The organism is Bradyrhizobium sp. Kon69 (assembly GCF_055807515.1).
Window position 1 is genome coordinate 124,098 of sequence record NZ_JBVVOS010000002.1, and the last position, 13,065, is coordinate 137,162.

Annotated in this window: 12 protein-coding genes and 1 other RNA gene; 8 read left to right on the forward strand and 5 right to left on the reverse strand. The window is 64.8% G+C overall.

Annotated features, from left to right (window positions below; translation table 11 throughout):
- Window positions 1-85 precede the first annotated feature (85 nt).
- Complete coding sequence (locus AC0L3U_RS02865) at window positions 86-421, reverse strand: DUF6665 family protein (protein ID WP_473360607.1); 336 nt, start codon at window positions 419-421, stop codon at window positions 86-88.
- A gap of 53 nt (window positions 422-474) precedes the next feature.
- Window positions 475-1,110, reverse strand: a complete 636-nt coding sequence (locus tag AC0L3U_RS02870) for a TetR/AcrR family transcriptional regulator (protein ID WP_247401820.1) — start codon at window positions 1,108-1,110, stop codon at window positions 475-477.
- Window positions 1,111-1,304: 194 nt separating this feature from the next.
- Here AC0L3U_RS02870 and AC0L3U_RS02875 point away from each other — a divergent pair, with 194 nt between their 5' ends.
- From AC0L3U_RS02875 to AC0L3U_RS02890, 4 genes are all read left to right on the forward strand, one after another.
- On the forward strand, window positions 1,305-2,624 hold the full coding sequence (locus AC0L3U_RS02875; protein ID WP_473360608.1) for an HlyD family secretion protein: 1,320 nt from the start codon (window positions 1,305-1,307) through the stop codon (window positions 2,622-2,624).
- 25 nt (window positions 2,625-2,649) lie between these two features.
- Window positions 2,650-4,236 carry a DHA2 family efflux MFS transporter permease subunit gene (locus AC0L3U_RS02880; RefSeq protein WP_473360609.1) on the forward strand — a complete coding sequence of 529 codons (1,587 nt, stop codon included), beginning with the start codon at window positions 2,650-2,652 and terminating at the stop codon, window positions 4,234-4,236.
- Window positions 4,237-4,703: 467 nt separating this feature from the next.
- Complete coding sequence (locus tag AC0L3U_RS02885; RefSeq protein WP_473360610.1) at window positions 4,704-6,503, forward strand: ABC transporter ATP-binding protein; 1,800 nt, start codon at window positions 4,704-4,706, stop codon at window positions 6,501-6,503.
- A 50-nt stretch (window positions 6,504-6,553) separates the two neighbouring features.
- Entirely contained in the window at window positions 6,554-7,960 is a 1,407-nt protein-coding gene (locus AC0L3U_RS02890; protein ID WP_473360611.1) for an MATE family efflux transporter, read from the forward strand.
- A 72-nt stretch (window positions 7,961-8,032) separates the two neighbouring features.
- Here the strand turns inward: AC0L3U_RS02890 and AC0L3U_RS02895 are convergent, their stop codons facing one another.
- Window positions 8,033-8,776: a sulfite exporter TauE/SafE family protein gene (locus AC0L3U_RS02895; RefSeq protein ID WP_456768403.1), complete on the reverse strand. Its 744-nt coding sequence runs from the start codon at window positions 8,774-8,776 to the stop codon at window positions 8,033-8,035.
- 230 nt (window positions 8,777-9,006) lie between these two features.
- Here AC0L3U_RS02895 and AC0L3U_RS02900 point away from each other — a divergent pair, with 230 nt between their 5' ends.
- Entirely contained in the window at window positions 9,007-9,267 is a 261-nt protein-coding gene (locus tag AC0L3U_RS02900; protein ID WP_473360612.1) for a hypothetical protein, read from the forward strand.
- A 7-nt stretch (window positions 9,268-9,274) separates the two neighbouring features.
- On the opposite strand, the gene AC0L3U_RS02905 is transcribed toward AC0L3U_RS02900, so the two are convergent.
- A complete protein-coding gene (locus AC0L3U_RS02905) occupies window positions 9,275-10,645 on the reverse strand; it encodes an aminotransferase-like domain-containing protein (RefSeq protein WP_473360613.1) in 1,371 nt (456 codons plus the stop codon).
- 49 nt (window positions 10,646-10,694) lie between these two features.
- Between AC0L3U_RS02905 and AC0L3U_RS02910 the strand changes: the two genes are divergently transcribed.
- Window positions 10,695-11,159, forward strand: coding sequence for a DUF983 domain-containing protein (locus tag AC0L3U_RS02910; RefSeq protein ID WP_473360614.1), 465 nt, complete (start codon window positions 10,695-10,697; stop codon window positions 11,157-11,159).
- A 72-nt stretch (window positions 11,160-11,231) separates the two neighbouring features.
- Window positions 11,232-11,945 carry an alpha/beta fold hydrolase gene (locus AC0L3U_RS02915; protein WP_473360615.1) on the forward strand — a complete coding sequence of 238 codons (714 nt, stop codon included), beginning with the start codon at window positions 11,232-11,234 and terminating at the stop codon, window positions 11,943-11,945.
- 116 nt (window positions 11,946-12,061) lie between these two features.
- Here AC0L3U_RS02915 and rnpB read toward each other — a convergent pair.
- Window positions 12,062-12,542: RNase P RNA component class A (rnpB, locus tag AC0L3U_RS02920), an RNA gene on the reverse strand.
- A 148-nt stretch (window positions 12,543-12,690) separates the two neighbouring features.
- Here rnpB and AC0L3U_RS02925 point away from each other — a divergent pair.
- On the forward strand, window positions 12,691-13,044 hold the full coding sequence (locus tag AC0L3U_RS02925) for a YciI family protein (protein ID WP_007600836.1): 354 nt from the start codon (window positions 12,691-12,693) through the stop codon (window positions 13,042-13,044).
- Window positions 13,045-13,065 lie beyond the last annotated feature (21 nt).

Sequence of the window (13,065 nt, forward strand, 5' to 3'; positions counted from 1 at the left end):
CGGCAAAGCCGGTTATCGCTGCACCGCATATGTCCGGTTCTCGGTACCTGTTCTTCACGTATTCCGGCGCCGTCGAAAATCATTTTCAGCCCGACTTCGACGGTGCTGGGACCAGCCCCATGCACAGCTGCACCTCGGCCGGGACGTTGTAGGTCCGCATGATGTGGCGGCTGTCGCGCAGGCCGGTCGCCTCACGCTGCACCACGAACATCCAGAGCGCGTAGCCGGCTTCCATCACCAGCTTGCGCCTGGCTGGTTGCATCGCGGCCGGCACCTCCGGGAGGGCATGGGCGGCGTCGAACTCGCGCAAGCGCGTCAGCGCCTGTTCGAGCGTGCGGCCCATCCGTCCGAGGGCGGAGGCCTGTTCCTGGACAATCTCGTAATGGAGGATATCGACGGGCGGGCGGAGATCACGGGACATGAGCGCAAATATAATGCCGCCGGAGCGGCCTGCAACGCAGGCCCGGCTTGCGGCTACTTCGCCCGATAAGCCGCCAGGAACATCCGTGTCGCGCTGTCGACGACTTCGCTCATGCGCTCTTCCGACGGCGCGGGCGCAGCCTGGAAGACGAAGGGCAGGAAGAGCGAGGCCTTGCACAGTTCCATGAACTGCGACGCCGCAAGGTCGCAATCGTCGATCGCGAGATCGCCTGAGGCGACATGGGTGTTGAGATAGTCGGAGAGGCGGTTGATGGACTTGTCCAGCACCCGCGCATAATAGCGGCGGCCGAGATCGGGCATGCGCTCGGCGATCGCCATCACGGTGCGGATCGCCGATCCGCCGCCGGGCCGGCACAGCAAACGGTTGTAGGCCCGGCCGAAATCCTTCAGCGTGGTTTCAACATCGCGTGCCGGATCGAAATTGAACGCGACCTGTCCGTGCTGGAGCGCCTCCTGCTCGAGGATGGCTTCGAACAGCGCGCATTTGTCGGCGAAGTAGACGTAAAGCGTGCCCTTGGAGACCTGCGCCGCGCGGGCGATCTCGCCCATGCTGGCGCCGTCAAACCCGAGATCCATGAACACCTTGCGGGCCCCGTCCAGGATCTGGCGGCGTTTGGAGCTGTCCTCCTCCTGGATGACGTGCAGATGTTCGCGGCCGGCTACAACCATTGGTTCAGGGTCTCGGAAAGTTTTTGCATCGGTCGAGGGTCATGAAACCGAAATAAAGGATTCGGGCCAGTAGGCTCTGCCCGGGAATATTATCTATATTGACCGAACGGTTCGGTCAATGATATTTGGGATCGGCGAGAGGGACCCGGCCGCACGGCGGCCGTCCTCATCGCGCTTTTTTTGGGGAGGCCTTCATGGCCGTAGTGAGAGACCAGGCTGCGCGCGTCCTTCGCCCGGACGCCGTGGAGACGCCGACGCCCGCGGGTGGTGACGCTGCCACCGAGACGTCTGTAGCTCTCGCCGAGCAGTTGCGCTCCCATGTGGCCGAGGAAACCAAGCGCCGCCCCAGCGAGGCGCCGGAGACGCCCGTGACCGACAAGCCGGCCGCAGCCCCAGAGGCGCCCGCCGCCGCCGGCGCGCCGAAATCCGGCAAGCGCAAGTTCGTGATGATGGGAGTAGGGCTGGTGCTGGCGCTCGCGGCCGCGAGCTATGCCGGCTATTACACGCTGGTCGGCCGCTTCTACATCGCGACCGACGACGCCTATGTCCGCGCCAACAACACCATGCTGGGCGCGCGCGTTGCCGGCCACGTCTCCTCGATCCTCGCCGGCGACAACACGACGGTGCGCGCCGGCGACATCGTCTTCCGCATCGACGACGGCGACTACAAGATCGCGGTCGACGCCGCCGCGACCAGGATCGCGACCCAGCAGGCCACCATCGATCGCATCGGCCGCCAGGTCGCGGCACTCGACAGCCAGGTCGCACAGGCCAAAGCGCAGCTCGTCTCCGCCGAAGCCGGCCTCAAGCGCGCCGACCTCGATTATGAGCGCCAGCAAGCGCTGAGCAACAAGGGGTTTGCCTCGCGCGCCACCTTCGAGAGCTCCGAAGCAGGACGCGACCAGGGCGCCGCCGCGGTCAAGGCTGCGCAGGCCGCCTACGAGGTCGCGCTCAGCAATGTCGACGTCGCCAAGGCGCAGCAGGCCGAAGCGCAGGCGCAACTCGCCGAGCTCAAGACCACGCTGGCCAAGGCCGAACGCGATCTCGCCTTCACCGCGGTGCGCGCGCCGGTCGACGGCACGTTCTCGAACCGCCTCGTCAGTGCCGGCGACTTCGTCGCGGTAGGCCAGCGGCTCGGCAACGTCGTGCCGCTCGACAACGTCTATATCGACGCCAATTTCAAGGAGACCCAGCTCAAGCGCATCCGCCCCGGTCAGCCGGTGACGATCAAGGTCGACGCCTACGGCATGCGCAAATTCTCCGGTGTCGTCGACAGCATCGCGGCGGGCTCGGGCTCGGTGTTCACGCTGCTGCCGCCTGACAACGCCACCGGCAACTTCACCAAGATCGTGCAGCGCGTGCCGGTCCGCATCCGCGTGCCGAAGTCGGTCGCGAAGCAAAACCTGCTCCGTGCCGGCATGTCGGTCACTGCGACCGTCGACACCAACAAGGGCGCGGCCGACGCCGACAGCGAGGTCGATCTCGACGACGCCACCATGATCCATCCGCAGTAGCGCGCCTGCGCCGCGAGGTCAGACCATGGCGAATGCCACGACCGCTTCACCTGCCATGATGGCGGACCCCGCTTCGGAGCGCATCGCACCGAAGCGGCTGTTCGCTTTCATCATCATGGTGTTCGGGATGTTCATGTCGATCCTGGACATCCAGATCGTCTCGGCGTCCCTGAGTGAAATCCAGGCCGGCCTGTCGGCAAGCTCCAGCGAGGTCTCCTGGGTCCAGACCGCCTATCTGATTGCCGAAGTGATCGCGATTCCGCTGTCGGGATTCTTGTCGCGCGCCTTTGGCACGCGGCTGTTGTTCGCAATCTCGGCGGCCGGCTTTACCGTATCGAGCCTGCTCTGCGGCTTCGCCACCACCATCGAGGAGATGATCCTCTGGCGCGCGCTGCAAGGCTTTCTCGGCGCCGGCATGATCCCGACGGTGTTCGCTTCGGCCTACACCGTCTTCCCGCGCACCAAATTCCACATCGTCGGTCCCATCATCGGGCTCGTCGCGACGCTGGCTCCGACCATCGGACCGACCGTCGGCGGCTACATCACCGACCTGATGTCCTGGAACTGGCTGTTCTTCATCAACATCGTGCCCGGCATCGGTATCACCATCGGTGTGCTGGCGCTGGTCGATTTCGACGAGCCGCATTTCGAATTGCTCGATCGTTTCGACTGGTGGGGGCTGCTGTTCATGGCCGGCTTCCTGGGCACGCTGGAATACGTGCTGGAGGAAGGCCCGCAATATGAATGGATGCAGGACCCCTCTGTCGCGATCTGCGCCTGGATCTGCGGCATCTCGGCGATCGCCTTCTTCTGGCGCGTCTTCACTGCGGCCGAGCCGATCGTCAATCTACGCACCTTTTCCAACCGCAATTTCGCGATCGGCTGCGTCCTTCAGTTCTGCATCGGCATCGGCCTCTACGGCCTGACCTACATCTATCCGCGCTACCTCGCGGAAGTGCGCGGCTACAGCGCGCTGATGATCGGCGAGACCATGTTCGTCTCGGGCATCACCATGTTCCTGGTCGCGCCGGTGGTCGGCCGTCTCATGGCGAAGTACGACATGCGCTACATGATCGCGTTCGGGCTCGTCGTGTTCGCGCTCGGCTCCTACCAGATGACCTGGATCACGCGCGACTACGATTTCTACGAGCTGCTGATTCCGCAGATCCTGCGCGGCATCGGCATGATGTTCGCGATGGTGCCGACCAACAACATCGCGCTCGGCACGCTGGCGCCCGACCGGGTGAAGAACGCCTCGGGCCTCTTCAACCTGATGCGCAATCTCGGCGGCGCCGTCGGCCTTGCCGTCATCAACACCGTGCTCAACGACCGCACCGACCTGCACATCACGCGCCTGCAGGAGCGCGTGACCTGGGGCAACGCGACCGCGACCGAAACCCTGACCATGTTCATGCAGAAGTTCCAGGGGCTTGGCGATTCCACGCTGATGGCGATGAAGCAGCTCAGCCAACTCGTGCATCGCCAGGCCGTGGTGATGGGCTTCGGCGATGCTTTCTTCATCCTGACGCTGTTCTATCTCGGCCTCACCCTGCTCGTCACGCTGTTGAAGAAGCCGGCCTCGCCGTTCGGCGCCAGCGGCGACGCGCATTAAGCCAGCCACTTATTCGGTGTCATCGCCCGGCTTGACCGGGCGATCCAGTATTCCGAAAAGGCTGTGATAGAGCCGAGGTGCCGCGGCGTACTGGCCCGCCTACGCGGGCATGACGGAGGAGCGCGCGGCGACGCGCACCAATTTGCAACACTCGTGCGTGATCTCGCGCGAGCCCCGTTGCAAATCACCACTGACACATCTATAAAGCGCACCTCATTCCATCGAACCGGGAGGATTTGCATGATTTCGTCGCATTCGCAGATCGCACGCCCGCGCTCGATGATGTTCTGGCTCGGTATCTGCTCGGCCTCCTAGAGGCCTCTTCCGCCAGCTTCGATTGGGCTTCCAGTCCCGATCGCTCCGCTTCCCAAGTCAAACCCAACTTCAAGTGACGCCGTCTCGGCCCTCGCGGCCGGCCTGCGTCCATCAATGGAGCCGGCCCGCGGCATAAGCGGCCGGATGATGCCATGACCGCTCTGTCAAAAAGGCCCGCGGCGATACGCGTGGTGCTGCCCTTCGTGTTCCGGCACTGGCTGAAGCAGCCGGGGCGTACCCTCGTCGTGGCCGGCGGCTTGTTGGGTGCGACCATCGCCGACCTGTTCATGCCGGTCTTCTCCGGACATCTGGTCGACGCCCTGACGCGCGGTCCATCCGATCCCGCCGCGCGTCACGCGGCGCTGATGGCATTGGGCGGTATCGTGGCGCTGGGCGCAGCGTCCATGGTGCTGCGGCTGACCGGCCTCCAGGCCATCGTGCCGTTCTCGCTGAAGATCATGTCCGAGGTCGCGCAGGAAGCCTTCATGCGCGTGCAACGGTTCTCGACCGACTGGCACGCCAACTCCTTCGCGGGATCCACGGTGCGCAAGGTGACCCGCGGCATGTGGGCGCTCGACCTATTGAACGACACCATCTTGATGGCGCTGGCGCCGTCGCTGCTGGTGCTGATCGGGTCGATGATCCTGCTCGGCCTGCACTGGGCTTCGCTTGGCGCTGTGATCGCACTCGGCGCGCTAATCTATGTCACGATGACGGTGCTGTTCTCGACGCGCTACATCGCGCCGGCTGCGCGCATCTCCAATGCCTGGGACACCAAGGTCGGCGGCACGCTGGCGGATGCGCTGACCTGCAACGCGGTGGTGAAATCCTTCGGCGCGGAGACGCGCGAGGATGCGCGGCTTGCCCGCGTCGTCAACCGCTGGCGCGTGCGCGTGCGGCGGACCTGGCTGCGCTACAACTACACCAATCTGGCGCAGCTCTCGGTACTGCTGGCCCTGCGCGCCTCCGTGATCGGCGGCGCCGTGCTGCTGTGGGTGTCGGGGCGGGCCTCGCCCGGCGACGTCACCTATGTGCTGACGAGCTATTACGTCATCCATGCCTATTTGCGCGACGTCGGAATGCACATCAACAACCTGCAGCGCTCGGTCAACGACATGGAGGAGCTGGTGGCGATCCACGACGAGCCGATCGGGATTGCGGACGCGACGGACGCGCGGCCGATCGCGATCGGGCGCGGCGAGCTCGTGTTCGACGACGTCACGTTTCATTATGGCGGCCATCACGCGCCGCTCTATGACGGACTGTCGGTCACGATCCGCGCCGGCGAACGCGTCGGTCTCGTCGGCCGCTCCGGCTCCGGCAAGACCACCTTCGTCAAGCTGGTGCAGCGGCTCTACGACGTCACCGGCGGCCGCGTTCTGATCGATGGGCAAGACATCGCCAAGGCTACGCAGCATTCGCTGCGCAGCCAGATCGCGATCGTGCAGCAGGACCCGATCCTGTTCCACCGCTCGCTCGCCGAGAACATCGCCTATGGCCGGCCCGGCGCCAGCCTGGAGGCGATCGAGCAGGCGGCACGGCTGGCCAATGCGCACGACTTCATCGTGCGCCTGCCCAAGGGCTACGGCACGCTGGTCGGCGAACGCGGCGTCAAGCTCTCCGGCGGCGAGCGGCAGCGCGTGGCGCTGGCGCGCGCCTTCCTGGCCGATGCGCCGGTGCTGATCCTGGACGAAGCGACCTCGAGCCTCGATTCGGAATCCGAGGCGCTGATCCAGCAGGCGATGGAGCGGCTGATGAGAGGCCGGACCTCGATCGTGATCGCGCACCGGCTGTCGACGGTGAAGAGCCTCGATCGCATCCTGGTGTTCGACCGCGGCGAGATCGTCGAGCAAGGCACCCATGCCAGGCTCGCGGCCAAGCCCGGCGGCATCTATCGCGGCCTGTTCGAGCGCCAGGTGGTGGAGCTCGGACAGATCGCAGCAGCGGAATGAGCGGCGTGGCCGGTGGGACGAAAGCCCGCCGTCGCCAGAGGATGGATGACATGAAGGACCTGACACGCGGCTCCATCGTGAGCCACATCCTGAGCATGGCGCCACCGATCGTGGTCGGCATGATCACGATCATGATCTGCCAGCTCGTCGACCTGTATTTCGTGTCGGGACTGGGCGATGCGGCAATCGCGGGCGTCGCCGCGGCCGGCAATGCCGGCTTTCTCGTCAATGCGCTGATGCAGGTGCTCGGCGTCGGCACGGTGGCACTGATGGCGCACGCGGTGGGGCGCAAGGATCGCGGCGATGCCAACCTCGTCTTCAGCCAGTCGGTCCTCCTATCCGTGCTGTTCGGGCTCCTGACCCTGGGCGCGGGCTTCGTATTGTCGCGTCCATATATGCGCGCGGTCGCGGCCGATGAGGCCACGGTCGAAGCCGGCGCGATTTATCTGCTCTGGTTCATGCCGGCTTTGGCGCTGCAGTTTGCGTCGCAAGTCATGGCGTCTGCGTTGCGGGCGACGGGCATCGTGCGACCGAGCATGGTGGTTCAAGCGCTTGCAGTGGCCATCAACATCGCGCTGGCGCCGGTCCTTATCTCGGGTTGGGGCACCGGGCACGCGCTCGGTGTTGCCGGAGCGGGCCTCGCAAGCTCGATTGCCGTCTTCATCGGTGTGCTCATGCTGCTGGTGTATTTCCTGAAACTGGAACGCTATGTCGCCTTTAATCCCGCGCAATGGCGACCGCAGCTTCGAGAGTGGAAGAGGATCCTCAATGTCGGCCTGCCTGCAGGCGGCGAGTTCGCGATGGTCTTCATCATCATGGCCGTGGGCTATTACGTGCTGAGCGTTTTCGGCTCGGCGGCACAGGCCGGATTTGGCATCGGGACGCGTCTCCTCGGCCTGATGCAGATGCCGGCGCTCGCCATCGCCCTTGCCGCAGGACCGATCGCCGGCCAGAACTTCGGCGCCGGCAATGGAGCGCGCGTGAAGGAGACGTTTGTCAAGGCGGCGCTTGTCGCGACCGCCGTGATGATTGTTTTCTTGATCCCGGCGCAGCTCGTGCCTGGTCTGTTGCTTACCGGCTTCTCGAAGGATCAGGAGACGATGGCGGTCGCGTCTCTTTTCCTGCGGATCGTCTCGCTCAACATGGTGGCGCAGGGCCTGATCTTCACCTGCTCCAGCCTGTTTCAGGGGCTCGGCAACACCAAGCCGGTGTTGTTGACCTCGGCAACGCGGGTCCTCACCTATTCCCTGCCGTCGATCTGGCTCTCGACGTGGCCGGGCTTTCGGATGGAGCATGTCTGGTACCTGTCGATCGCGACGACCACGCTGCAGGCGGCCCTGAGCTTGTGGCTGCTACGGCGTGAATTCAGGAAGCGCCTTGTGGTGCTGCGGCACGAGGAGTCCCCCGAGCAGGCTGCCCCCGAGCTCGTGGCATCTCCTGTACGCGCGCCCGCGTAGCGAGGGCTGGATCTACGTGCTTGGCGTCGGAATTGCCGGCGGCATGGCGCTCGCCGCGAAGACAATACGGAGTTAGTGCGTGCCAAGACTGTTCCAGACGAGGCCGAGGCCCGACAGGAACAACAGACCGAGCACGACATCGCCGAAATGCTTGTCGCTCAGCGCGTGATAGACGCGCGCGCCGGCCCATGCGCCGATCAGCGTGCCCGGAAATGCGACCACCGCGAGCCAGACCACCTTGAACGCGACGAGGCCCGAGGCCGTCTGCAACACCAAAGCGGTGGCGAGCACGGTGAAATTGAAGAGCTGGAAGATGCCGCGCCGCTCGTGCTTGTTCCAGCCGCGGATGTTGGCCCACAGGATCGGCAGTGGCCCCGACAGTCCGGCGAGACCGCCAAGAATGCCGCCGGCGAAGCCGATCGCGCCGTCGGCAATGCGGCCGCCGAAGGTGACGGCGAGCGGCTTCTTGTTGAGGTACAGCGCGGTCGAGAAGATCAGCAGCAGCACGCCGACGCTCAGCTTGAAGACTTTTGGATCGGCGGAGGCGACCAGCATGGTGCCCAGCGGCACGCCGATCAGTCCTCCAATCAGGAACGGCCAGACCAGCGAAAGATCAAAACTTTTCCACATCGACGGAAGCGTCGAGCTCTGCGCGATCACCGAGCAGATCAGCACCAGCGGCACCGCGAGCGAGGGCGGCAGCACGTAGAGCCAGATGCCGAGTGCCATCAGCGCCGTGCCGAAACCGGCAAGGCCCGAGACGAAGCCCCCGGCCAGTGCGCCGAGCAGCAGCAGCGCGTAGGTGAGTATTTCCAACAGATTGTCCCTGTCGCCTGGGCGATCCCGAACTGTTGATCGCCATCGCTCGCATAGCACAGCTGCGGCGGTGCAGGTCAATTTCAAAACCGCACGCAAGCGTGATCCTCAGTGGCGGGCGTTCGCGAAAGACAGACCTACATGATGCTCGTACTTCAACCTGGGGCCCGCTCGACGCTATCATGCGGTTCGATCGGCCAGACTCCCGAATGAGCATATGGAGAAGGACGATGACCCGCACGAAGATAGCCGTCGCGGCCGCGCTGGTGTCGGCGGCCGCCTTGATGCCGACAATAGCGCAAGCCCAGTTTTCCGAGCCCGCGGCCTATCAGGCTGCCCATCCCGACCGCGATGTTCTGAATGGCGGCCAGCTCACGCCAGCCGGGCGCGGGGCCCGCGGCGAGTCCGTCGCGCCGAGCGAAGCCTATGCGGCCTATCCGTCCCCCGTCGCGCCGGTCGTGCGCTCACGGCATCGCCGCCAGCAGCGATAGGTATTTGCTAGACGATCTGTCTGGTGTCGGCCGGCCTGTGCAGCGCGCCGACCAGGATGCGCAGCGCCTCCGTCAATTCCGCCCTGTTGCGCGCGGCGCCAAGCGAGACGCGTGCCGCGTGTGGCGGGGTCCCGTCGACGGTGAAGGCCTCGCCGGCGACCACTGCAAGTCCATTCCGTAGCAGATGCGCCGCGACGTCGGGACGGTCCTCCGGCAGCCGGAGCCACAGATGATGAGCGGCAGGCTTGGCCTGGAACTCGAAGCCTTTGAGCGCCCGTTGCGCGAGCTGCTGCCGGCCGACGGCCTCGCTCCTGATGGCGGTGATGATGCGGTCGGCGATGCCGGTCTCGATCCAATGCGTCACCAGCGCGACCATCAGCGGCGCCGGCATCTGCACCGTCGCCTGCAAATAGTTGCGCATCTCCCGCTGCGAGCTGCTGTCGGGCGTCGTCAGATAGGCAACCCGTAGCGCGGGCGCGATGCATTTCGACAGAGTGGTCGCGAGATATGTTCGTTCCGGAATGAGATTGGCGATCGGCGATGCCGAGCGATCGAGCAGCCCGTAGGCGTCGTCCTCGATCAGAATCGTATCGGCATCGTTGATGATCTTGGCGATGGCGCTGCGGCGCTCGGGAAGAAGCGTCGCGGTGGTCGGATTGTGCAGCGTCGGAATGAGATAGACCGCTTTCGGTCTATGCGTGCGGCAAGCTTTCGCCAGCGCGTCGGGCAGCATGCCGCCGTCATCCATGGCGACGCCGACGAGCTTGACTCCGAGCCGCGCCGCGGCGGCCTTGATGCCGGGAAAGGTGAGGGCCTCCGTGAGGATCACGTCGCCGGGGCGTGCGAGATGGGCGAGCAGGTTGAACAGGATCGTCTGCGCGCCGGGAAAGATCACGAGCCTGTCGGCGTGCGCATGCGGTACGCGTGCGCGCATCCATCGCGCGGCGACCTCGCGCTCGTGTGCGCTGCCGCCGGGCGGCTGGTAGTTGAGATGCGCCGTCAGGCCCGATTGCGCGCGGATGGCTTCCATCCCGGCGATGATGCGCTCGTCGAGCTGCGCTTCGAGAGGTTGCGGCGGCACGTTCATCGAGAGGTCGATCGCGACGGGATGCGGCAGATCGACTGCGCGGCGCGCGCTGGTCTCCGACACGAACGAGCCCTGGCCGACCCGGGCCTCCATGATGCCGCGGCGCCGCGCCTCGGTGTAGGCGCGCGTCACCGTGGTGAGGTCGATGCCGAGCGCCTTTGCCAGCGCCCGCTGCGTCGGCAGTTGCTGCCCACGCACCAGCCGGCCAGCCGCGATATCGGCCTCCATGGCCTCGACGATGCGCTGATAGCGCGGCCCACTCAGCTCCGAGATTGTAGGGGTCCAATCCATGCAATTAAGGCCTATATCCTTTGAATGTATGGATGCAAGATATTATTGTATGGATCGTAGAAAAGGAAGAGGTGGGGTCATGGCGACCGGTTCAGTCTCTCTCACGAAAGCGATGTGGCGCGGTTTCTTGGGCAAATGCCCCAATTGCGGCGAGGGGCACGCGTTTGGCCGTTTCCTGAAGGTGGCGGATACCTGCGACCATTGCGGCGAGGAGCTGTTTCACCAGCGCGCCGACGATTTCCCGGCCTATCTCGTGATGGTCGTCGTCGGCCATCTCGTGGTGCCGGCAATCCTCGCGGTCGAGACCGCCTATGCGCCGGCCGTCTGGCTGCAACTGGCGGTGTGGCTGCCGGTGACCTTGTTCGCCTCGCTTGCGCTGTTGCAGCCGACCAAGGGTGCCATCGTCGGGCTGCAATGGCAGATCGGCATGCATGGTTTTGAGCCGGCCAAGCTGCGGCGCGAAGCTGGTCAGGCTGCACCCGTTTTCGTCAAGGTGAACACGCGCGCGGCTTAACGGGCCGCAGCGTTTACATCGCGGGACCGGCCGCTACACTCCATCGTACAAACAAGAACGATGGAAACGCCGATGGCCGCACGCTCAAAAACCTTCCTGCTTTGTCACGGCGCGTGGTCCGGCGGGTGGGCCTGGAAGAAGATGCACCCGCTGATGGCGCAGGCCGGCCATCGCCTGATTGCGCCGACCTATACCGGGCTCGGCGAGCGCGCGCATCTGGCCAGTCCCGCGATCGATCTCGATACGCACATCCAGGACATTCTCAACGTCATCAGATTCGAGGACCTCGAGGACATCGTGCTGCTCGGCCACAGCTATGGCGGCATGGTCGCCACCGGCGTCGCCGATCGCGCGCGCGAGCGGGTGACGCAATTGATCTATCTCGACGCCTTCGTGCCGCGTGACGGCCAATCGCTGTTCGATCTCCATGAGGGCGGGCGCGAGCCGATGCGCAAGGCAGCAAGCTCAGGCGACGGCTACCGCATCCCGCCGAACCCGCCGCCGCCGGACACGCCGCAGGCCGATCTCGATTGGCTCAACGCGCGCCGGATCAACATGCCGATCAAATGTTTCGAGACGAAGCTGAAGCTCGAACATGGCGAGCCGGTGATGCCGCGGAGCTACATCTATTGCACGCGCATTCCGCCGGGCGACGTGTTCGGGCAGTTTGCGAAGCGCACCAAGAGCGAGGATGGCTGGCGCACTTTCGAGCTCGACGCGAGTCATGCACCGAATGTCACGGCGCCGGAGGCGTTGATGGGTGTGTTGGAGGAGATCGTCGGATAGTGAGCGCCCAAATGGTGAGGGGCCCGATGCGTTAACACCGAGCCCCTCGTCACTTCTTGGTAAGACACGTTTTCTTCACGCGAACCGGAAAACCACTTCGCTCGAAAACGCTTTAGAATATCAGCCGGCCTGTAAGCCGGGTTCTGTAAGGCACCGTCCGCTTGCGCGAACGATACGTGACGGCCATTCCTCTGGGACCATGTTTGCACATGGCCTCGAGCAACCTACCCGGACGGCGGGCCTGACATCGCCCCGCGGCGTTATCGCTTTCGCGAACAGCCCGCTACGCCGTCCCTATTCGGTTTTGCTCCCGGTGGGGTTTACCATGCCGGCTCCGTTGCCGCAGCCGCGGTGCGCTCTTACCGCACCTTTTCACCCTTACCCGTCTACGCAGCTGACGCTGCTACGACGTGGCAAGCCTTGCGGGCCTGCCTCGCCGAAGCCCCGAAGGGGCGAAGGCGGGCGGTTCGTTCTCTGTGGCACTTTCCCTGGGGTCGCCCCCGCCGGACGTTATCCGGCACCGTATGTCAAGGGAGCCCGGACTTTCCTCCCCGGCGGCCTTTCGGCACTTGCCGGAGCGGCCGTCCGGCCGACTGACGGCTTACGCATGAAGCATTTGTGTCGGTTCCGCAAGCCGATAACGCCATGCACGGTTCGCCCGAAATAATTTATCCTGAAGATGTCGTTGGGCGCGTGTCCCGTTCGACTGGATGTCGCCGATCCCAAGTGCAACAGGAGTTAAGCGATGCAGTATTTGCTGATGATCTACCAGAACGAAGCCGAGTACGCGAATATGCGTCCGGCGGCCGGCCAGCAGATGACGGCGGAATATCAGACCTTCACGCAAGGCATCATCCAGAGCGGCAATTTCAAGGCCGGCGACCGGCTGCAGCCGACCACGACCGCGACGACCGTGCGCGTGCGCGATGGCAAGACCCTGACGACCGACGGCCCGTTTGCCGAAACGCGCGAGCAGCTCGGCGGCTATTACCTCGTGGAGGCCAAGGATCTCGATACCGCGATCGAGATCGCGTCGCGGATTCCGTCGGCGCGCATCGGCTCGATCGAGGTGCGGCCGATCTGGGTCTACGACAAGTGATAGCGCGGCCGCGCATCGACA

What these genes read in the sequence shown, in the direction of transcription:
- AC0L3U_RS02865 (WP_473360607.1), bottom strand. Translation starts at nt 421, where the DNA reads ATGTCCCGTGATCTCCGCCCGCCCGTCGATATCCTCCATTACGAGATT.
- AC0L3U_RS02870 (WP_247401820.1), bottom strand. Translation starts at nt 1,110, where the DNA reads ATGGTTGTAGCCGGCCGCGAACATCTGCACGTCATCCAGGAGGAGGAC.
- AC0L3U_RS02875 (WP_473360608.1), top strand. Translation starts at nt 1,305, where the DNA reads ATGGCCGTAGTGAGAGACCAGGCTGCGCGCGTCCTTCGCCCGGACGCC.
- AC0L3U_RS02880 (WP_473360609.1), top strand. Translation starts at nt 2,650, where the DNA reads ATGGCGAATGCCACGACCGCTTCACCTGCCATGATGGCGGACCCCGCT.
- AC0L3U_RS02885 (WP_473360610.1), top strand. Translation starts at nt 4,704, where the DNA reads ATGACCGCTCTGTCAAAAAGGCCCGCGGCGATACGCGTGGTGCTGCCC.
- AC0L3U_RS02890 (WP_473360611.1), top strand. Translation starts at nt 6,554, where the DNA reads ATGAAGGACCTGACACGCGGCTCCATCGTGAGCCACATCCTGAGCATG.
- AC0L3U_RS02900 (WP_473360612.1), top strand. Translation starts at nt 9,007, where the DNA reads ATGACCCGCACGAAGATAGCCGTCGCGGCCGCGCTGGTGTCGGCGGCC.
- AC0L3U_RS02905 (WP_473360613.1), bottom strand. Translation starts at nt 10,645, where the DNA reads ATGGATTGGACCCCTACAATCTCGGAGCTGAGTGGGCCGCGCTATCAG.
- AC0L3U_RS02910 (WP_473360614.1), top strand. Translation starts at nt 10,695, where the DNA reads ATGGATCGTAGAAAAGGAAGAGGTGGGGTCATGGCGACCGGTTCAGTC.
- AC0L3U_RS02915 (WP_473360615.1), top strand. Translation starts at nt 11,232, where the DNA reads ATGGCCGCACGCTCAAAAACCTTCCTGCTTTGTCACGGCGCGTGGTCC.
- AC0L3U_RS02925 (WP_007600836.1), top strand. Translation starts at nt 12,691, where the DNA reads ATGCAGTATTTGCTGATGATCTACCAGAACGAAGCCGAGTACGCGAAT.